This window comes from Paraburkholderia azotifigens (assembly GCF_007995085.1).
GTDB classification, from domain to species: domain Bacteria; phylum Pseudomonadota; class Gammaproteobacteria; order Burkholderiales; family Burkholderiaceae; genus Paraburkholderia; species Paraburkholderia azotifigens.
Genome location: NZ_VOQS01000005.1, coordinates 1112847 through 1132807, shown reverse-complemented (window position 1 = coordinate 1132807; position 19961 = coordinate 1112847). Strand labels below are relative to the sequence as shown.

The following is a 19961-nucleotide window of genomic DNA, read 5'->3' as shown; positions in this document are numbered from 1 at the left end:
ACATGATCCATCGCTATCGCGCAGGCATGCCGCAGTTGAGCTACACGGGATTGTCGGAGAACTGGTTGCTCAAGGAGTGCGGGCATCGTCACTGGGAGGCGCTTGCGGCGCACGCGAGCCGCGCGCAGACGGACTTTCGCGACGACAATGGCAGCCGCTCGTATGCGGCCTTTACGGCCATCCGCCTGCAGACCAGCGGCCTCGATTCGATTTCCGAAGACGACGCGTTCGACCTGCATAGCGCGCTGTGCAGGACCGGGCCGGTGCGCCATTTCAGCACGCATCGTATCGTGCGCGGCGACGCGCAGATCGCGGAGCTTTCCATGTCGTCGGCATTCGTCACGCGCGGCGAGGCGCGCAGCAATCGATCCGTCGCGCGCGCGGCGCTGGCTGAATTGACGGGTGAGATCGTGCCGATGCCCGAGCGCGCGTTGCATCTGGCGAAGATGAGCAGGCGCCTGCGCGGTGCGGACCGCGCCGCGTTGCCCGATCTCGCACACGCGGCGAACGAGCCAGTCGAATTCTTACCGTGTCCGAACAGCGATTTCAACGGCGCGGACCTGCTGTACTTCGCGAGCTTCCAGGCTTTCGTCGATCGCGCCGAATGGCAGTGGCGGCGCGACGACGAGCCACCCGTCGTCACGAGCCGCTCGCTGTTCTACTACGGCAATGTCGATGTCGGCGATGTGTTGAGCGTACGGATGATCGGGCGATTCGAAGACGAGCAGGGCATCCGGCACTGGACGGAAGTGCGGCGCAAGAGCGACGGCATGAAGATCGCCGATGTGACGACTGAAAAGCGCTGGAGGCGCCGATGAGCGCGAACCCGATGCGGCGCCGCCACGCCGTGCCGCTCGCGAGCGTCTACACGCATGCGGACATCGACGGCATCGCGCATCTCGACAGCATGCCGGGCGAGGCGCCGTTCGTGCGCGGGCCGTTTGCGTCGATGTACACGGACAAGCCGTGGACGATACGCCAGTACGCGGGCTACGCGCAGGCCGCCGACACGAATCTCGCTTTCCGCACGGCGTTGGCGGAAGGCGCTCAAGGCTTATCGGTCGCGTTCGATCTGCCGACGCAACGCGGCTACGATTCTGACGATCCGGCCGCGCGCGACGACGTGGGAATGACGGGCGTTGCGATCGATACCGTGGAGGACATGATCCGCCTGTTCGAGGGCATTGCGCTCGAACGCGTGTCCGTGTCGATGACGATGAACGGCGCGGTGTTGCCTGTGCTCGGCGCGTTGATCGTCGCCGCGCAAGAGCGCGGCATAGACCCGTCGCAACTGCGAGGCACGATCCAGAACGACATTCTCAAAGAGTTCATGGTGCGCAACACGGGCATCTTCGCGCCGGAACCGTCGCTGCGCATCGCTGCCGACGTCGCCAGTTACCTTGCGCAAAACGTGCCGCGCTTCAATGCGCTGTCGGTATCGGGCTATCACTTTCAGGAAGCGGGCGCGGACGCCGTGCTCGAACTCGCGCTGACGATGGCCAACGCGCGCACCTACGTCGAGACGCTCGTGCAGCGCGGCATGCCGGCGAACGCCGCATGCGCGCGCATGAGCTTCTTCTTCGGCGTCGGCACGGACTTCTATGTCGAGATCGCAAAACTGCGGGCCGCGCGTCTGCTGTGGTCGGAAATCGCTGCGCGAAGCGGCGCGACGTCGGACAAGGCTCGTGCGCTGCGCATGCATTGCCAGACTTCGGGGTGGTCGCTGACCGCGCAAAAGCCGATGAACAACGTCGTGCGAACGACGGTCGAGGCGCTCGCCGCGATCTTTGGCGGAACCCAGTCGTTGCACACCAACGCGTATGACGAGGCGCTGGCGTTGCCTTCCGCGCAATCGGCGCGGCTCGCTCGCGACACGCAACTGGTGCTGCAGCACGAAACAGGCGTGTGCGACGTGGTCGATCCGTGGGCCGGTTCATACATGATGGAAGCGCTGACGGCGGAGCTGGCGTCGCGCGCGCGAGCGTTGCTCGATGAGATCGATGCGCGCGGCGGTGTCGTCGACGCGATACGTTCGGGCTGGGTGCGCGAACGCATTCACGAATCAGCGCTGCATGCGCAGGCGGATATCGAAAGCGGGGAGCGTGTGATCGTCGGCGTGAACCGCTTCGTCGCCGATGACGAGCCGATCGCATCGCAGCGCGTGGATGCGGCGCAGATCCGGATGTTGCAGACGCGGCGCATCGATCAGACGAAGCGCACCCGCGACGCACGGCGCGTGAGCGATGCGCTCGTCGCACTTCAACAGGCAGCGCGCGACGGCGAGCGCAATCTGCTGGAATTGACGATTGAATGCATGCGGGCGCGCGCCACAGTGGGCGAATGCACGCAAGCGCTGGAAGCCGTGTGGCCGCGGCAATCCATCGATCTGCCACTGTCGGCCGGCCTGTACGGCGCGCGACTCTCGTCCGACGCGCAATGGCAGGCGGCATGCGAAGCCGTCGCGCAAGCAGCCCGGCAATTGGGCCGGGCGCCCCGCATTCTGTTGGCCAAGCTCGGCCAGGACGGCCACGACCGCGGCATACGCGTGGTTGCTGCGGCTCTCGCGGACGCGGGTTTTGCGGTGACGACGGGGGCGATGTTCGCGTCTGCCGGGCAAACCTGCGAACTGGCAGTGGCGCATGGCGTCGACGTGATCGGCATATCGTCGCTGGCGGGCGCGCATATCGAACTGGTGGCGCATCTGCTCGACGAACTGCGCAATCGGCGAGCACGTATTCCCGTCGTCGCGGGCGGAAATATCGACGACGCGAGTGAGCTTGCGTTGAAGGCACGAGGCGTGGCCGGCTGCTTTCCCACGGGCGCGAGCGTCTGCACGATCGTCATCGAACTGGCGTCGCTTGCCGTTCGCGCTGCAATAAAAAAACCTCGGCACCTTATGGATGCCGAGGTTTAGTGCTTGCCACGCGCAATACAACATTGCTGCTGCAAGCTCTGCGGGTTGAAGGCCGAGGGCCGCGGGCACTCGCGCAGTGATCCCGACGCGCTCCGGTTAAAAGGAGGAAGGAAATGCCCGAAGCGACGTTGACGGCATTATTCTTGCGCGGCCGGCTTTCGTACAGCAGCAGTTGGCGAAGAATTCAGCGCAGCAGATGCGATGCATGACGGCCACGCGTCAGATCAGCAAGCGGTCGTCGGCCGACGGCTTGCGTTCGACCAATGCCGCGAGCTTGCGCAACGCCGACGTCAATTCCGTGCGCCGCGCGCACCCGCCGAGCGAGATGCGGATCGCGTTCGGCACGTCGCCGTCCTGGCAGAACGCGGACGAGGGCGCAACGACCAGGCCTTCCGTGCGCGCCGCCGCCGCGAGGCTTTGCGCGGCCCAATGCGCGGGCAGCGGCTGCCACACATGAATGGCGCCGCTGAACGCCGCCATGCCGACCGTCGACAGTATCTGTTTGGCCGCCAGCAGGCGTTCCCCCGATTCCTTCAGGATGCCCGTCAGCACTTCCGTTGCGGTGCCGTCGAGTATCCATTGCGTGACCAGTGAAGTGGTCAGCGGCGGCGACATCAGCGACAGCGAACGCAACGCCTTCAGAAACGCCTCTTGCGCGCCAGCATCCGGAAGCACCAGAAACGCCGCGCGCAGGCCCGGCGAGATGCATTTGGACAGCGTGGACAGGTAATACACCTGCTGCGGCGCGAGCGTTGCAAGCGGCGCGGGTGGATCGTCGGCAAAGAGCCAGTACGGATCGTCCTCGACGACGGGAATGTCATGGCGCGCCGCGACGGCGAGCAGATCCTGGCGACGCTGCGCGGGCATGGTTTGCGCGGTCGGATTGCGAATGGTCGGATTCAGATAGATGAGGCCGCCGTCCGCATGCGCGCAGGCCGCGTCGAGCGCGTCGGGCCGCATGCCGTATTCGTCGCAGCCGATCACATCGAGCGTGCGTCCCAGTTGCCGCGCGATCAGCGGCAGACCCGGATAGATCAGCTGCTCGGTAAAGATGGGCGCGTTCGCCTGAGTCAGCGCCAGAATCAGCGCGGCGAGCGCCGAGTGCGCGCCCGGCGTCACGGCCACGCGCGACGGGTCCACGCGCCCGAGGATGGGCTTGAGCCACGCAGCGCCTGCCTGACGGTCCGTGTCGCTGCCGCCGCCCAGCTGATACGTCATCAGCAGATCGATGTCGCTGCGCACGAGCACCTGCGAAAGCCCGCGCTTGAGCAACATGGCGAGATCGAGATCGGCAGGCGAAGGCGGAATGTTCATGCTCAGGTCGATCTGCTGCATGAACGTCGCCTTGGGCGGTGCGATGAACGTGCCGAGCGGTCCGCGCGATTCGATCAGGTTGCGCCGATGCGCTTCGGCAAAACCGCGCGTCACCGTAGTGAGGTCCACGCCGATCATCTCCGCCAGCTTGCGCTGCGGCGGCAAACGGTCGCCGGGATTCAGCCTGCCGTCGGCGACGGCGCGTTCGATCAGATCGACGATCTGCAGATAGCGCGCCTTGCCGTTCTCCGCGAAGCTGGTAATCCAGTCGGGCCGCCGCGCGGCGCGCTTGCGTGTAGCTGATGAAGAAGGCATGTGTGGCATCTTGTCGCGCATGTATGGCATATGTCTTACTCTAGCATGCGCCGCCATAGCCTATGTATGTATCCGCTGGAAGGCCGCCGCCATGGCGGGAAAATCGCGTCTGATCGACGGTTGGGGGATAGATGCATGGGGCTATGTAACCCGGCAACCAACCTGAAAGCATGCGCAACCCACCTACACCCGGGGGTTCTCCCCATACAGCGGGACGCTGGCCCCGCTCTCATCCATTCCGAAGACATCTCGTGCGCGCAGGCCGCGTCGCCGCAACCGGCGCGCTTAGCCTGCTGGGCGGCTGCAGCATGGTGCTTTTCGATCCGAAAGGCGCGATCGGCGTGCAGGAGAAAAACCTGATCCTGATCGCGCTCGGCCTGATGCTGCTCGTCGTGATTCCCGTGATTGCGCTGACGCTGTACTTTGCGTGGCGCTACCGCGAGTCCAACACGAAGGCCACGTACGCGCCGACGTGGGCGCATTCGAACACGATCGAAGTCGTCGTGTGGACGATTCCGTGCATCATCGTCGCGACGCTTGCTGTGCTGATCTGGAAGACAACGCACAGCCTCGATCCATACAAGCCGATCGAGTCCGACGTGAAGCCCGTGCGCGTGGAAGTGGTCGCGCTGAACTGGAAATGGCTGTTCATTTACCCCGACTACGGCGTGGCGTCCGTCAACCAGCTCGCGCTGCCCGTCGATACGCCCGTCGATTTCCGTCTGACGGCGGAATCGCTGATGAACTCGTTCTTCATTCCGCAGTTGGGCAGCCAGGTCTACGCGATGTCCGGCATGCAGACGCAACTGCATCTGATCGCGAACAGCAAGGGCACGTATGCGGGCCGTTCGTCGGCATTCAGCGGTCCCGGCTTCTCGGATATGGACTTCAATACGGTCGTCACGAGCCGCGGCGAGTTCGACGCCTGGGTGGCGCATGCGAAAGCGTCGCCGACAACGCTCGACGTCGCCGCCTACGACGTGCTGCAGCAGCCGAGCAGAAAGAACGCCGTGACGCTGTATAGCAACGTGGCGCCGGGGCTCTTCGACGGCATCGTCTATCAGTACATGCGCGATGCGAGCGGCCGCCCGATCTGCACGACGGCCAACGCGGACATGTACGTCAAGCCGGCACGCCTGCCTTCACACGCAGCATTGGTATCGGAGTAGTGGAAATGTTTGGAAAACTTACGCTCGATGCGATTCCGTATCACGAGCCCATCATCATGGGCACGCTCGGCGTCGTCATCCTGGGTGGTCTCGCGCTGCTCGGCGCGCTCACCTATGCGGGCAAATGGCCGTATCTGTGGAAGGAGTGGATTACCTCCGTCGATCACAAGCGGATCGGCGTGATGTACATCATTCTCGCGCTCGTCATGCTGCTGCGCGGTTTCGCCGACGCGATCATGATGCGCGCGCAGCAGGCCATCGCATTCGGCGACGCAGCGGGCTATCTGCCGCCGCATCACTACGATCAGATCTTCACCGCGCACGGCGTCATCATGATCTTCTTCGTCGCGACGCCGCTGATTCTCGGCCTGATGAACGTCGTCGTGCCGCTGCAGCTCGGCGCTCGCGACGTCGCGTATCCGTTCGTCAACTCGCTCGGCTTCTGGCTGTCCGTCGTGGGCGCGGTGCTGGTGATGATCTCGATGTTCGTCGGCGATTTCGCGGCGACGGGCTGGGTCGCGTATCCGCCGTTGTCCGAGCTCGGCTACAGTCCAACGACGGGCGTCGACTACTACATATGGTCGCTGCAGGTCTCGGGACTGGGCACGACGCTGAGCGGCATCAACTTCATCGTGACGATCCTGCGCATGCGCGCGCCCGGTCTGAACCTGATGAAGATGCCCGTGTTCTGCTGGACGGCGTTGATCACGAACATCCTGATTGTCGCCGTGTTCCCCGTGCTGACGGGCACGCTCGCGCTGCTCACGATGGACCGCTATCTCGACATGCACTTCTTCACGAACGAGCTTGGCGGCAACGCGATGATGTACATCAACCTGATCTGGGTCTGGGGCCACCCGGAGGTGTACATCCTGATTCTGCCCGCATTCGGCGCGTTCTCCGAGATCATCGCGACCTTCTCGGGCAAGCCGCTGTTCGGCTACAAGTCGATGGTGTATGCGACTTCGTCGATCGGCATTCTGTCGTTCTTCGTCTGGCTGCATCACTTCTTCACGATGGGCTCGGGTGCGAACGTCAATGCGTTCTTCGGCATCATGACGTCGATCATTTCCGTGCCGACGGGCGTGAAGCTCTTCAACTGGCTGTTCACGATGTATCGCGGCCGTATCCGCTACCACTCGTCCACGCTCTGGACGATCGGCTTCATGGTGACGTTCGCCGTCGGCGGCATGACGGGCGTGCTGCTCGCGGTGCCGGGCGCGGACTTCGTGCTGCACAACAGTCTGTTCCTCGTTGCGCACTTCCACAACGTGATCATCGGCGGCGTCGTGTTCGGCTGTCTCGCGGGCATCAGCTACTGGTTCCCGAAAGTGTTCGGCTTCACGCTCGACGAATTCTGGGGCAAGGTGGCGTTCTGGTGCTGGCTGGTCGGTTACTGGCTGGCGTTCACGCCGCTGTACATCCTCGGTTTCGAAGGCATGACGCGCCGCATGAATCACTACTCGGTGCCCGAGTGGCATGTGTGGCTGGTCGTCGCGCTGGTGGGCGCTGTCGTCGTCGGCATGGGCATTCTCGCGCTGCTGATCCAGTTCGCGGTGAGCATCCGTAACCGCGAGCAGAACCGCGACGTCACGGGCGATCCGTGGAATGCGCGCAGCCTCGAATGGTCGACGGCATCGCCTGCGCCGTTTTATAACTTCGCGCACGTTCCCGTCATCACGTCGCTGGAGCAGCACTGGGACGACAAGCAGTCGGGACGCGCCTACGTGCAGCCCCGGAAGTACGAAGACATTCACATGCCGCGCAACACGGCGGCGGGCTTCATCATCGCCGCGTTCAGCCTGCTGTTCGGCTTCGCGATGGTGTGGCACATGTGGCTGTTCGCTGCCGTGGGGCTGATCGGCATGATCGCGACGTTCATCGCGCGCTCGTACGATCAGGACGTCGATTACTACGTGCCCGCCGCGGAAGTCGAGCGGATCGAGAACGCGCGTTTCGCGCTGCTGGAAAGCGGCGATCACGAGCACATTGCGGAGATGGCCTGACCATGACAAGCGTATCGACCTACGGGGCCGGCGATCAGCACGACGCGCACGGCCATCACGACGACGGCACCCGCACGACGCTCGGGTTCTGGATTTACCTGATGAGCGACTGCCTGATCTTCGCGACGCTGTTCGCGACGTTCGGCGTGCTCGCCAACGCGACGGCGGGCGGGCCCACGGGCAGGCAGCTGTTCGAACTGCCTTACGTGCTGGGCGAAACGCTGCTGCTGCTTGCCAGCAGCTTCACGTTCGGCATGGGCATGCTGAACGTGTATGCGAACGAGCGCGGCAAGGTGATCGGCTGGCTCGCCGCGACGTTCGTGCTGGGAGCGGGTTTCATCGGCATGGAAGTGTACGAGTTCGCCAAGCTGGTGAGCGACGGCGCGGCGCCTTCGACGAGTGCGTTCCTGTCGGGTTATTTCACGCTCGTCGGCACGCATGGTTTGCACGTGACGACGGGTTTGCTGTGGATCGTCGTGACGATGCATCAGATCGGCAAGTTCGGTCTCACGCCCGTCACGCGGCGCCGGATCGCGTGCCTGAGTCTCTTTTGGCACTTCCTCGATCTGGTGTGGATCTGTGTGTTCAGCCTTGTCTATCTGCGTGAATTTCTATGAACAAAACATCTGAATCGAAGGCGGCCCATGCGCACGATCAACACGCTTCGCACGGCAACGTGAAGAGCTATGTGATCGGTATGCTGCTGTCGCTGGCGCTGACGTTCGCATCGTTCGGCGTGGTCATGGGGCATCTCGTGCCGCGCACGATGGGACTGACGGCTGTGGTCGTACTGTGCGTCGCGCAGTTGCTGGTGCAGCTGCGCTACTTCCTGCACCTGGGTTCGTCCGCGGATCAGCGCTCGAACACGGGGATTTTCGTGTGCACGGCATTGCTGATCGCGATCGTTGTGGCGGGCTCGCTGTGGGTGATCCACAACGCGAACGTGAACATGATGCCGACGCAGATTTCTATCGAGCGCGCATTGGCGCGCGATTGAACGACGTTAAAAAAGGGCGGTTTCCGCCCTTTGTCTGCTGCGTTTTCGCTGGGGTTCGCTTCACTCGACAAGATGAAGCGGACCACTCGCTTCGAAGATTACCTGTCGCGCTGCCTGAACGGCGCATCGCGAACCACATCGCCCTGATAGAACGCCGCGAATCGATCCAGCTGGCGTTGCGCATCGGCGGGATCGACATCGGCGCTTAGCACGGCGCTCGAAAATCCCGTGCGTTCCATCTGGATCAGCTGATCCACGAGCACCTCACCCGTTGCGCGCAGATCGCCCGTGAAGCCCAGCCGGCGCCTGATCAGATACGCCTGGCTGAAGGCCCGGCCATCGGTAAAGCTCGGAAAGTGAAGCTCGACGCGATTCGCGTCAGCGATAGCGTCGCTGTACGCAAACGGATCGGCGTCGTTGTCGAGCGAGACGACGTGTTCGACGGTATCGCCGGAATGATGGGCGGCAGCGAGAATGCGGATGCGCGTTTTCCCGTTCATGCCGACACCTCCATGGGCGTGCGCACGGCATTCGCCGCCGCCTTGAACGGATCGGCGCCGATACGCCGCACCGTTTCGATGAAGGTCTCGCGACGCGGGCCCGACTGCGTTCTGTGCTCGACATAGGTGCGCAACACGGCATCGATTACGTCGGGCACTTCGTGCGCGGAAAACGATGGCCCGATCACCTTGCCTGGCTGCGCAGCGCCGCTTGCATGCGATCCATCCGATCCGCCGAGCGTGACCTGATACCACTCCGCGCCGTCCTTGTCGACGCCGAGAATGCCGATATGTCCGCTATGGTGATGGCCGCACGAATTGATGCAGCCGCTGATGTGCAGATCCACTTCGCCGATATCCTCGAGTTCGTCCATGTCCTGATAGCGCTCGGTGATCGCTTCCGCAACGGGCAGTGAGCGCGCATTCGCGAGCGCGCAGAAGTCGCCGCCCGGACACGCGATCATGTCCGTCAGCAGGCTGACATTGGCGCTCGCCAGTCCGACGCCGCGTGCCGCCTCCCACAACGTGAGCAGATCATTCTCGTGCACCCACGGCAGCACGATGTTTTGGGTGTGCGTGACGCGTGCTTCCCCCGCCGAAAAGCGGTCGACGAGATCGGCGACCTGATCGAGCTGATCGGCGGATGCATCGCCGGGCGCTTGCAGCAGACGCTTGAACGACAGCGTGACGATGCGCAGCTGCGGATTCCTGTGATGCGCGACATTGCGCTCCAGCCAGCGCGCGAAGGCGGGATGCTGGCTCGAAGCATCGCGAACCCTCGCGACCGCGTTCGGATCGGCAGCTTTGTTGACTGACTCAGTAGCAGGCTGCACGAAATACGCGCTCACACGCTCCAGTTCGGCTTGCGGAATCGTATGCGGGCCGCCGTCATGCTCAACGATCTGGCGGAATTCTTCCTCGACCTCGTCGATGTATTTCCGGCCTTCCGCCTTCACGAGAATCTTGATGCGCGCCTTGTACTTGTTGTCGCGCCTGCCGTACTGGTTGTACACGCGGACCACGGCCTCGATGTAATTCATGATGTGCTGCCACGGCAAAAACTCGCGCAGCACCGTGCCGATCACAGGCGTGCGGCCCATGCCGCCGCCCACGGTCACGCGGAAGCCGAGTTCGCCATTCTCGCCATAACGCAGCCGCAGGCCGACGTCGTGCCAGTCGGTCGCAGCGCGGTCGTCGTCCGCGCCCGTGATCGCGATCTTGAACTTGCGCGGCAGAAACGCGAACTCGGGGTGCAGCGTCGTCCACTGACGCATGATTTCGGCGAAGGGCCGCGGGTCGGCGATTTCGTCGGGCGCGACACCCGCGCGCTCGTCGCATGAAATGTTGCGGATGCAGTTGCCGCTGGTCTGGATGCCGTGCATGTCGACGGTCGCGAGCAGGTCCATTACGTCGGCGGCCTTCGCAAGCGGAATCCAGTTGAACTGCACGTTGGTGCGCGTCGTGAAGTGCGCGTGATGCGTCGGCAGTCGAACGGTGCCGAGCTTGCGTTGCGCGTCCAGCGCCTGACGATAGACGTCCGCCTCGGGCGCGTCGTATTCGCGCGCCACGCGTGCGAGCACGCGCAGCTGCGCGCTCGACAGCTCGCCGTACGGAACGGCCACGCGCAGCATCGGCGCGTGCCGCTGCACATACCAGCCGTTTTGCAGCCGCAAGGGACGGAAGGCGTCTTCGCTCAACCGGCCGTCCTGCCAACGTTCGATCTGGTCGCGGAACTGCGCGGCCCGATTGAGCAGAAATGCTTTGTCAAACTCGTTGTACTGATACATGGCTTACCAAGAGGACGGCGCAAGCATGCGTGTGACGCTCGCGCCTGGGGATGCGGAACGGCGGCCGAAACCATCGGGCTGTCGTTCCGACGGGGACATGTATGTCGAATCTAACGGCGGGCGTGCGGACCGGCAAGACGCAGATGACGCGAAAATGACGGCAGCAGATGAGAAAAACGGGGCGCCGTGGCCCCGGTTCGAAAGAAGGATGAAAGAAGGGTGAGTGCGCGGACTGCTAGGACAAGACGGTGGTGTGCGGAATCATAGCGGCCTGGCCATGCAGTTCGCCGTGCTCGTCGATCAGTTGCCATACTGTCGCGCGTTCGATCCAGAAACGCCCGCCCGTCTTCGCGATGCGCACGCCGCGATAGCCCGACACGTAGCCGTCGCGCGTCACCTGATCGAGAAACGCCTGGCGTTCGCTGCGCTCCGGCGCCTCCGCGGAGAGGCGCGACGGCAGGGCCGTCAGTTCGATCCAGTCGTAGCCGAACAGGGTTTGCGCGCGGCGGTTGCCGTAGACGAACACGGGGTCGTCGGCGGCATTGTGGGCGAGCAGCCCGAAGGGCGCGTCTTGATACAGCCATGCAATGGCATCGTCGACACGTTCGTGTTTCGGAACGAGGTCCGTGCCAAGCAGCCGCGCATAGCTGCCCGTCAGCAGGTTGAAGAAGTTCGGATCGGTTCGCAAGTCCATCGGTTGGAGTCTCCAGGCGGTCGCGACATTCTAGCGTGACGATGTTTTGCGCACAGATGTCATGCGCGGATCCACGAGAAGTTGCCTGTCACGATCGCTTCGAAACGCTCGTCGCTTGCTTCGAGAATGCTTTGCTTCCAGTACGCGCCGTGCTCCGAGTAATGCGCGAGCAGGTCGGCGAGCGTCTCGCCAGTCGGCGCGTCGTCGAACGGCACGCGCACCAGCAGCACGACGTTGCCATAGTCCGAATCGAGGCCGAGTTGCGCCTGATCCTGCGCGTACACGAGCAGATTCGCTTCGAGCATCAGCCGGTAGACGGTCGACACGCGTCCCGCCGTCACCGCGCCGAAATCGAAGCTCAGATAGATGGCGAGAGGATCTTCGTCGTAGCAGTCGAGGCGCACATCGAGCCCGCCCACTTCGATCGAATGCGTCTCCAGCACGTGCTCAACATCGGGCAAGCCCACCGCCTCGCACAGCGACGCGACGAGTTCTACGTAGCGGTCTTCACTCACGGTGCGAATACCCGTTCAAACAGGAGAGATTCATGCGGATGACGAGCGCAGCCGGCCGCCTCGCAGACGGCCAGCCAACGCGCATTACGATGCCTGTGCGGCCTTCTGGATGCTCGACGCACCCGACTTCATCGCTTCGCCGAGCGCTTGCAGCAGGCTCGCATTCGATTGCGCCTGGGCGATCTCGAGCTGTTGTTGCGCGTTGTTGTTGATCGTGGCTTCGGCGGCTGCCGTTGCGCCACCCGAATTGATACCGCTTGTGATGCCGCTCAGTGCGGCTTGTCCTGCTGTTGCAAGACCGGGCATGGTTGCTCTCCTGGAAAGATCCGGCCAACAGGATGTCGGACCGGTGGTTGAAAAAGCGTTCGATGCTTGACGTGATGCAGGCTCAGCCGCGCAATGCGTCCTCGCGCAACTGGCCGACGATGCGGCTCGCAGCGACGAGTCCGCGATAGATGCGGGCGCGGGCGTCGCGGTCGGCGGCCGTGCCGTCGGCGGCGTGATTCAATTGCTCGGCGCTGTCTTCGAGCGCCTTGCGCAGTTCAGCGACGTGCGCATCGGCATTTGCAGCCGTCACGACTGTCTGCAATTCCATGAAGTGTTGCGCGTGGCGTTCGATGGCTTCGTACATGTTCATCTCCGTAACGTGTCGGCCGTCTGCGCGACGGACGTGTGAGGTAAGTCGAGGGCATGCCGCGCCGCCGCTGGCATGGCATCGCTTGCGGGTTGCGCTGTGGCCGGGGCGGCGGGCGCGGCCGTGTCGCTCGTTGCATCGGCCGCGTTCGCGCCGCTCGCAGCCGTGTCGTTGTCGAGAATGAAGATGTGCTTCACGCCATCGGGCGTTTGCGCATAACGCACCGTGTCCGACGACACAATCGCGATGTAGCTCGCGCCCACGGGCGCATCCGCCTGCCCGGCACCCGTCGCGTCGATGCGGATGTCCTTCACATTCGCGGGCAGGTCGGGACGGATGCGTTTGACGCCTTGCTGCAACGCGTCCATATCCACATCTTTGCCTGCAATCGAAAACACGCCGCTGCCGTCGTAATGCACGCTGATGCCCGCAACGGGCAGGCTTTCGCCGATGCTGCGCCGGATCACTTCGGCGATGCCGTACTGCGCCTGCACACGCGGCGACGTGATGGCCGCCAGCAGACGCCGCGCGGCGAGATTCTCCGATTCGTTCGCGACGAGGCCGCGCACCAGCACGCCGCCATGGCCGTCGAGCGATGCCCGCAGTTCGTTCAGATGCGCGCTCGCGAATTCGCGGTTCACGTTCTCCATTGCCGCGACGTCGTTCGGGAGCATCGACGCTTTGGCGCGCGTCGTCAGCGACAACGCGCCGACACACGCGACGATGGCCAGCGCGACACACGCCGCGCCGATCGCAACGAAGGCGCGGCGCCGCGAGCGAACGGCGCTGCTTTGCGCGTCGCCGGACTGACCGGGCTTCAGCAGCGTCGACAGCAAGGCGAGGTCGCTCGGCCATTCGACATCGTCGGGTCCGATGCAGATCACGCTCTGGTCGAACTGCATCGGCAGAAAATCGAGCATGAAGACGGACGCGGTGTCTTCGATGATGGCTTCCGCTGGCGCCGGGGCTTCTGTCTCGCTGTGCCCCGTGTTCGCGTCATCACGGGCTTCATCGCCAGCGGGCGCATCGGGCGCATCGGGTGCAAGCGCAGCGAGCCGCCTTACGGTCACGACATCGTTCTCGCCTACTTCGACGATCGCGGACGGCCCCGTCCAGTCGGTGATGCGGATGTCGGCGTCGTCGTCCGCGTCGATCCGGTGCAGACCGGGACCGAGCGGGGCGGTCGCGCCAGCATGAATACCCGTCAGGATGCGCAGTTGTTTCATGAGTTCCGTCGATCAGGCCGGTTCCTTCGATGAGTCGCAGATTAATGGACGCACGGGCCACGATCTGTCTGCTTTGCGAAGGCACTCGCGCGAACGCGAAGCGACCTCAGCTGTCGGGCTCCGACGGCAGTGCGCACGCTTGGGCGGCACGTGTGCTGCGCGCGTGGGCGATGCCGTGGAGCGCCGCGTTCGCGCTTGCTGCGCGGCCTTCGCGGGCCGCCAGGATCGGTGCGCCTGCAACTAGCGCGAGCAGCGGCGCGAGAACGTTGCGCGTGGCCTTCGCCGTACTTGCGCGAGGTGGATCGTGTGCGGCGACTGCTTCGGGCTCGGGCGATGTCTGAACAGCCCGGTCCGCTGCGCGCGCCGTCGCGTCCATCAACGATTGCCGGACCTGTGCAAGCGACGCGAGCGGCAACGCGCCTTCGTGCCGCCGCAGCGTGCGTAACTGGTTCATCGCGCCGTGCAGCGGGCGGTCCGGTTTGAGCAAGGCATCGCACCAGGCGCGGGCCAATGCCTCGCGTCGCGATGCGCCTTGCAGCGTCAGCGCAGGCGAGCCTGCGAACATCGGTAAGGCGGCAACCGCACGAGCCGCGTCATCCGCGCCGGCGAGCGTGAAATCGTCGTCGCGCGCATCGTGCCTGCGCTGGCGTTGCTCCTGCTGCTGTCCGCCTTGCTGCTGCTGACCGCCGCCTTTCGAGCCGCCATTGCCGCCGTCGCGCGTCACGCGCAGCGGCGCGTTGCGCTGGCGGTCGGCGTTTCTCGCGTTCTGAGCAGATCGCGCAGTGTTCGACGGGCGAGCCGTAGCTGGACGGCGTGTCGCGGCGAAACGCATCGCGGCTGCCTTGCCCTGACGCTTTTTCGCCAGTGCTTTTGCAAGACGCCGCGCGTTGGCCGAACGCGCCTGGCCTTGCAGATGCGCATGATGCGCATGCGCGAAGCGTACGTTGTTGCGCAGCGTCGAGGCGAATCGTGCGCGTGTGTGCTGCTTTGCGGGTTCGACCTGGCCGCGCTGGGTCTGCGCGGTCTCTTGCGTGGCCGAGGGGCCCGCAGCGGGGCGCGAGTGGATCGGGTTCATCGCGTCACGGCCGTCAGGAGCAGCTGGTTTGCAAAGCGCAGAATCGCCGATGCGCCGAGCGGCGCGACGACAACGAGCGCCACCACCACGGCAATCAGCTTGATGCCGAACGAAAGCGTCTGATCCTGCAGCGACGTGATCGCCTGCAGAAACGACACGAGCAACCCGACTCCGGCTGCAACGACGACGATCGGCAGCGACACGTACAGGCACAGCAGCAGCCCTTGCGTCGCGAGTCCGACGAGCGTATCGATAGTCATGACAAATCCATCGTGAAGAGCCGCGACGCCTACCGGTAGCCGAGAATGAGGCCGTGCATCAGCGCGGACCAGCCGTCCATCGCGACGAACAGCAGCAGCTTGAACGGAATCGCGACGTTGGTCGGCTGCACCTGGTTCAGACCCATCGCCATCAGCACGTTCGCGATCACCAGATCGACGACGATGAAGCCGATGTACAGCAGAAAGCCGATCTTGAAGGCATCCGTGAGTTCCGTCAGCGTGAAGGCGGGCGCGAGCACGATCAGATCGGTGTCCTTGAGCGCCTTGGCTTCCTGGGCGGGCCACAAGGCCGTGGCGGAGCGCAGGAAGAACTGGCGCTCGCGCGACTGCGCATGCGCTTCGAGGAACGTGCGGAACGGCTCGCGCGCGGCGGCGATGCCTGCCGTGACGTTTTGCGTGACGTTGCCGGGCGCCTGGCCCGCCTGCATGCCCTGCATCGCGGAGAACGCGACGGGCGCCATGATGTACACGGACACGATGATCGCAATGCCGTTGAGCACCATGTTCGGCGGCACCTGCTGGACGCCGAGCGCATTGCGCAGCAGCCCCAGCACGACGACGATCTTCATGTACGACGTCACCACCATCGCGATGAACGGGATCACGCTGATCGCCAGCACGACGATCAGCAGCCCGGTGATGTCACCTGTCTGAATCGCCGGCATAAGCCATCCTCGTGATACGTACGCCCAGATGTTCGCCGACGCAGACGACCTCGCCATAGCCGACCGTCTGCCCATGCGTGACGAGGCGCACGGGTGTATCGAGAACGGGCGCGGCGAGTTCGATCACATAGCCGGGCCGCAGCGCGGCGAGTTGCGCGAGCGGCAGCGCGACGCTGTCGATTTCGAACTGCACGGGCAGATCGAGCAGGCCGATATCGAGCGGCGCATCGAACGGTTCTGCATCAATGCCGTCGTTTGCGGGAGCTTCGCAGGATTGCGCATCGTGGGTCGCGGCTTCGATATCGTGCAGCGCTTCGCCATCGCCGGGCAGCGTGTCTGGTGCTTCGGCCTGCAAGGGGTCTTCGTTCATCATGGGTTTCTCTTCTACAGTGACCTGCGTGCCGTCGATCACGACACGCGCATGAATTCGCCGCATGCCGGCTGCCGTTGCGCCCCACGCGGCGCGCGCAGTGAACGCGGCATCGCTCTGCAACGCCTGCGCGACGCCGGGCGCAAAGGTGCGTAGCAACACGTCGCCGGGACGTAACGCCTGCAAGGCTGCAAGCGGCACCCGCCGCGTGCCGAGCGCGATCGATCCTGGCACGCGCAGCGAAGACGACGCAGCGAAGATCCCGGTTGCGTGCAGCGAAGGCAGTGCGGCGAGCCGTGTATGCAGCACGTCGAGCGTCGCGCCGGAAGCGCCCATCGAAAAGCGATGCACGACGCCGTCGTGCAGCAGTGCAACGTCGAAGCGTTCGCCATGCGCGTCGGCGGCTGCGCGTTCCACCGCCGTCACGCGCCAGCGTCCAAGTCCCGCCGCCTGAAAGCGCTGCACGAGCGGCGCAAGCAGCGCGTTGGCGAGCGTGTTGCGCAGTGCGTGGCGCGCGCCGTCGCCCGCGCTGGCCGCGACGATCTGCAACGCGGGATAGCGCGCGAGATCGAGATCGATATCGAGCGTGCCCTCGAGATGTGCGAGCACGATGCGGCCGGGTTCGTCGAACGCGTTGCCTGCTGTGGCAGCGGGCGCGATTTCGAGCGCGTCGATTGCACCGAGCCGGCGCAATGCATCGTGGTGACGGGCGTCGCAGAGAAAGCGGGCCGCGCACGCTGCATCGGGTGTGACGTGGCGCAACTGCTCTGCATAGGGACGTTCAGTGGACATACGGGCTGCGTGATGGTTGTGTCGTGGATCGCGCTAATGAACCGTCAGTTCGAGCGTGCGCGCTTCGCCTTGCGACGCGAGCAACTGGCGCAGTTCGCGTTCGAGCAGACCAGCATGCTGCAAGAGTAGTTGGCGCGTGTCGGAGGTCTCCACATCGAAGCGAAGCAAGAGAACAGCAGGCGAAAGCGTGAGATGCAACTGTGTGCCGGGCAGCCGCTGCGGATCGATGCGCAACGTCACTTCCCAATGACCCGCGTGGCGGATCGCGGGGTTCGACGCGAACTCGGCCACATGCCGTGAAAGCACATGCGCGAGTTCGAGCATCTGCTGCTCGCGGCGCAGCACGGCTGACACGACGCGCTGGCTCGCGCTACCGATGCGTTGCGCGAGCGACGGCTCTGCCTGAGGTTCGGGCTCACGGTCATCGTCGGACATGGCGGCGAGAAGATCGTCGTCGGGCAAGGCCTTGCCGTTGCGGCGCACGAGCGCGGCGAAGTCCGCATGCCGCGTACGCCGAACGCGCGCACCGGCCGAAGCGTTCGACGTCTGCATCGGCGCCGCGATCACGCGCACGGGCCGCGATGTGATTCTCGACATGCGCGGCCTCAGGCGGTGACGTGGCCGATCGGCTGCAGTTCGAGATGGCCGCCGAGTTCCTGATACGAATAGACGGACAGCCAGCCGAGCCTGCCTTCGATCATGCGCCGCACATAGCGCCGGATATCCATCGACGTGACGAGCGCGATGCCGGGGCGTGGCGCAAGACCCGCGAACGATTCGATACTGTCGACGAGAAAGCTGATCTGATCGGGCGGCAGCGCGAGATAGTTGCCCGTCGGCGTCTGCTTGATTGCCTGGCGGATATGCTGCTCGACGGGACCGTCGAGCAAAATGGCGGGCAGAATGCGCGCGCCGAGCGCGGCGCGATGCGCGAGAAAGCGCGCGAGGTCGCCGCGCACATATTCCGTGAGCATCAGCACGTCTTTCTCTTTCGGCCCCCACGCGATCAGGCTTTCCATGATGTTGCGGATATTGCGGATGGGGATCTGTTCTTCGAGCAGACGCCGCAGCACATCGGCGATACGCTGCGGCGGCAGTACTTTTTGCACCTCGGCGAGCAGGCCCGGATATTCGATGCCGAGTTGCTCCTGAATCCATTGCACTTCATTGACGCCGAGAAACAGCGACGCATTGCGCCTGAGCAGTTGCACGCTGACATGCGCGATCACCTGTTCAGCGCGCCAGCCGGCCGCCTTGTTCGCGAGCGCCCCTTCATCGTGCCAGTAGCTCGGCTGCCCGCCGCCGTCGATCGAAGCGCGCTGTTCGCAGCGTTCGGCGAGCGCTTTCGTGTCGGGATCTTCGGGTTGCGCTGCGAGCCGTTGCGGCAAGTCGGCAAGCAGCAGCTTGCCTTGCGGCAGTTCGAGCGTGAACGCGGGCACGTCGTGCATCAGGAACTCGCAGGTAGACGGCGCGAGCTTTTCGCTGATCCACATGTGGATGCCGGGAAACGGCAGGCCCAGTTCCTCCTGCAGCGCCGCACGCTCGGCTTCGAAGGCCTGATTGAGACGCTCCACAGCGAGGCGCCCGCGCAGATCGGGCGAGAGCCGCACGCCGAGCGCACATGAAAACGCGGGCGGCACGCTGGAGATTGCGGGCGTTTCGTTCTTCGCGCCCGCGCGCTGCATCGAACGCACGGCTTCGAGGTCTTCGAACGCGCGCGAAGGTCCGCGCTTTTTCAACTTCCATGCAGTCAAGCCGAGGATGCCGCTCAGCACGAGAAAGAGCGGCCACGGGAAGCCCGGCACGGCGGCAAACGCGACCAGCAGTAACGCCGCAAAGCCGAGCGCGGGCGCGCTGCCCATCAGCTGTTTGCCGATCTCGGCGCCGAGCGAGCGCGGTTTCTCGTCGCGGTCGTCGGCGACGCGCGTGATCATCACGCCCGCCGCCACGGACAACAACAGCGCGGGCAACTGCGCGACCATCGCATCGCCGACGGAGAGAATCGAAAAGCGGTTCGCCGCTTCGCCCGCCGTCATGCCGTGATACAGCACGCCGACAGCGAGGCCCGCGACGATGTTGATCATCGTGATGATGAGGCCCGCCACGGCGTCGCCTTTCACGAACTTCATCGCGCCGTCCATGCCGCCGTGCAGCGCGCTTTCGAGCGCGAGCGTCGCGCGCTTGTGACGCGCTTCGTCGGCCGTCAGCAGGTTGGCGCGCAAGTCGGCGTCGATGCTCATCTGCTTGCCGGGCATCGCGTCGAGCGTGAAGCGCGCGCCGACTTCGGCGACCCGCTCCGAGCCTTTCGCGATCACGATGAACTGCACGAGCGTGATGATAATGAACACCACCATGCCGACGACGAGATTGCCGCCCACCACGAGCTTGCCGAAACTGTCGATGATGTCGCCCGCTTCCGCATGCAGCAGGATTGATTTGGTCGACGCGATGCTGAGCGACAGCCGGTACAGCGTCGTGAACAGCAGGATAGACGGGAACGCGGACAGAGAGACGACGCTCGGCACATAGAGCGTGATCATCAGCAGCGTGACGGCCGTCGCGATGTTCAGGCCGACGAGTATGTCGATCATGAAGAACGGCAGCGGCAGGATCATCAGCGAGACGATCGCGATGATCATCACGAGGATGCCGATTTCGCCTCCGGCAGGCAGTTTGAGCGTCTTGAACATGAGCGTGGTAGTTGAGC

General features: G+C 64.3%; 20 protein-coding genes. 6 read left to right on the top strand and 14 right to left on the bottom strand.

The genetic code is table 11. The features are described 5' to 3' along the window. Nucleotides 1-2 precede the first annotated feature (2 nt). A complete protein-coding gene (locus FRZ40_RS37085; protein WP_035540994.1) occupies nt 3-818 on the top strand; it encodes a Pnap_2097 family protein in 816 nt (271 codons plus the stop codon). Further along, a complete protein-coding gene (gene scpA, locus FRZ40_RS37080; protein ID WP_147237513.1) occupies nt 815-2914 on the top strand; it encodes a methylmalonyl-CoA mutase in 2100 nt (699 codons plus the stop codon). Before FRZ40_RS37085 ends, scpA begins: the two co-directional genes overlap by 4 nt. Nucleotides 2915-3133: 219 nt before the next feature. On the opposite strand, the gene FRZ40_RS37075 is transcribed toward scpA, so the two are convergent. After that, nucleotides 3134-4543, bottom strand: a complete 1410-nt coding sequence (locus tag FRZ40_RS37075) for an aminotransferase-like domain-containing protein (protein WP_240057452.1) — start codon at nt 4541-4543, stop codon at nt 3134-3136. Between the two features lie 251 nt (nt 4544-4794). Here FRZ40_RS37075 and cyoA point away from each other — a divergent pair, with 251 nt between their 5' ends. From cyoA to cyoD, 4 genes are read left to right on the top strand one after another with little or no spacing between them, the layout of a single operon-like run. Continuing rightward, complete coding sequence (cyoA, locus tag FRZ40_RS37070; RefSeq protein ID WP_147237511.1) at nt 4795-5712, top strand: ubiquinol oxidase subunit II; 918 nt, start codon at nt 4795-4797, stop codon at nt 5710-5712. A 5-nt stretch (nt 5713-5717) separates the two neighbouring features. Continuing rightward, nucleotides 5718-7718, top strand: coding sequence for a cytochrome o ubiquinol oxidase subunit I (gene cyoB, locus FRZ40_RS37065; protein ID WP_147237510.1), 2001 nt, complete (start codon nt 5718-5720; stop codon nt 7716-7718). 2 nt (nt 7719-7720) lie between these two features. Then, nucleotides 7721-8335, top strand: a complete 615-nt coding sequence (gene cyoC, locus FRZ40_RS37060; RefSeq protein ID WP_147237509.1) for a cytochrome o ubiquinol oxidase subunit III — start codon at nt 7721-7723, stop codon at nt 8333-8335. After that, entirely contained in the window at nt 8332-8715 is a 384-nt protein-coding gene (cyoD, locus tag FRZ40_RS37055; RefSeq protein WP_147237508.1) for a cytochrome o ubiquinol oxidase subunit IV, read from the top strand. Before cyoC ends, cyoD begins: the two co-directional genes overlap by 4 nt. 98 nt (nt 8716-8813) lie before the next feature. Here the strand turns inward: cyoD and FRZ40_RS37050 are convergent, their stop codons facing one another. The 13 genes from FRZ40_RS37050 to sctV form a co-directional block, all read right to left on the bottom strand. Further along, nucleotides 8814-9215 (bottom strand): DUF934 domain-containing protein, encoded by a 402-nt coding sequence (locus tag FRZ40_RS37050; protein WP_147237507.1) that lies wholly within the window; start codon nt 9213-9215, stop codon nt 8814-8816. Continuing rightward, nucleotides 9212-11002 (bottom strand): nitrite/sulfite reductase, encoded by a 1791-nt coding sequence (locus FRZ40_RS37045; RefSeq protein WP_147237506.1) that lies wholly within the window; start codon nt 11000-11002, stop codon nt 9212-9214. The genes FRZ40_RS37050 and FRZ40_RS37045 overlap by 4 nt, the downstream gene beginning before the upstream one ends. Before the next feature lie 235 nt (nt 11003-11237). Then, on the bottom strand, nt 11238-11696 hold the full coding sequence (locus FRZ40_RS37040) for an MEKHLA domain-containing protein (RefSeq protein WP_147237505.1): 459 nt from the start codon (nt 11694-11696) through the stop codon (nt 11238-11240). 59 nt (nt 11697-11755) lie between these two features. After that, nucleotides 11756-12211 (bottom strand): CesT family type III secretion system chaperone, encoded by a 456-nt coding sequence (locus FRZ40_RS37035; RefSeq protein WP_028364194.1) that lies wholly within the window; start codon nt 12209-12211, stop codon nt 11756-11758. A gap of 84 nt (nt 12212-12295) precedes the next feature. Beyond that, entirely contained in the window at nt 12296-12517 is a 222-nt protein-coding gene (locus tag FRZ40_RS37030) for a hypothetical protein (RefSeq protein ID WP_028364193.1), read from the bottom strand. Between the two features lie 82 nt (nt 12518-12599). Further along, on the bottom strand, nt 12600-12842 hold the full coding sequence (locus FRZ40_RS37025) for a type III secretion protein (RefSeq protein ID WP_147237504.1): 243 nt from the start codon (nt 12840-12842) through the stop codon (nt 12600-12602). Between the two features lie 2 nt (nt 12843-12844). Beyond that, nucleotides 12845-14071, bottom strand: coding sequence for a type III secretion protein (locus tag FRZ40_RS37020; RefSeq protein WP_147237503.1), 1227 nt, complete (start codon nt 14069-14071; stop codon nt 12845-12847). Between the two features lie 106 nt (nt 14072-14177). Continuing rightward, complete coding sequence (locus FRZ40_RS37015) at nt 14178-15146, bottom strand: hypothetical protein (RefSeq protein WP_147237502.1); 969 nt, start codon at nt 15144-15146, stop codon at nt 14178-14180. Beyond that, nucleotides 15143-15406, bottom strand: coding sequence for a type III secretion system export apparatus subunit SctS (sctS, locus tag FRZ40_RS37010; protein ID WP_028364189.1), 264 nt, complete (start codon nt 15404-15406; stop codon nt 15143-15145). The genes FRZ40_RS37015 and sctS overlap by 4 nt, the downstream gene beginning before the upstream one ends. 29 nt (nt 15407-15435) lie before the next feature. Then, on the bottom strand, nt 15436-16092 hold the full coding sequence (gene sctR, locus FRZ40_RS37005) for a type III secretion system export apparatus subunit SctR (RefSeq protein WP_028364188.1): 657 nt from the start codon (nt 16090-16092) through the stop codon (nt 15436-15438). Beyond that, the gene (sctQ, locus tag FRZ40_RS37000; protein WP_147237501.1) at nt 16070-17254 is read right to left on the bottom strand and encodes a type III secretion system cytoplasmic ring protein SctQ; all 1185 of its coding nucleotides are present in this window, start codon (nt 17252-17254) and stop codon (nt 16070-16072) included. The genes sctR and sctQ overlap by 23 nt, the downstream gene beginning before the upstream one ends. 33 nt (nt 17255-17287) lie before the next feature. Beyond that, nucleotides 17288-17851, bottom strand: a complete 564-nt coding sequence (gene sctP, locus FRZ40_RS36995) for a type III secretion system protein SctP (protein ID WP_147237500.1) — start codon at nt 17849-17851, stop codon at nt 17288-17290. An 8-nt stretch (nt 17852-17859) separates the two neighbouring features. Next, nucleotides 17860-19944 (bottom strand): type III secretion system export apparatus subunit SctV, encoded by a 2085-nt coding sequence (sctV, locus tag FRZ40_RS36990; protein WP_147237499.1) that lies wholly within the window; start codon nt 19942-19944, stop codon nt 17860-17862. Nucleotides 19945-19961 lie beyond the last annotated feature (17 nt).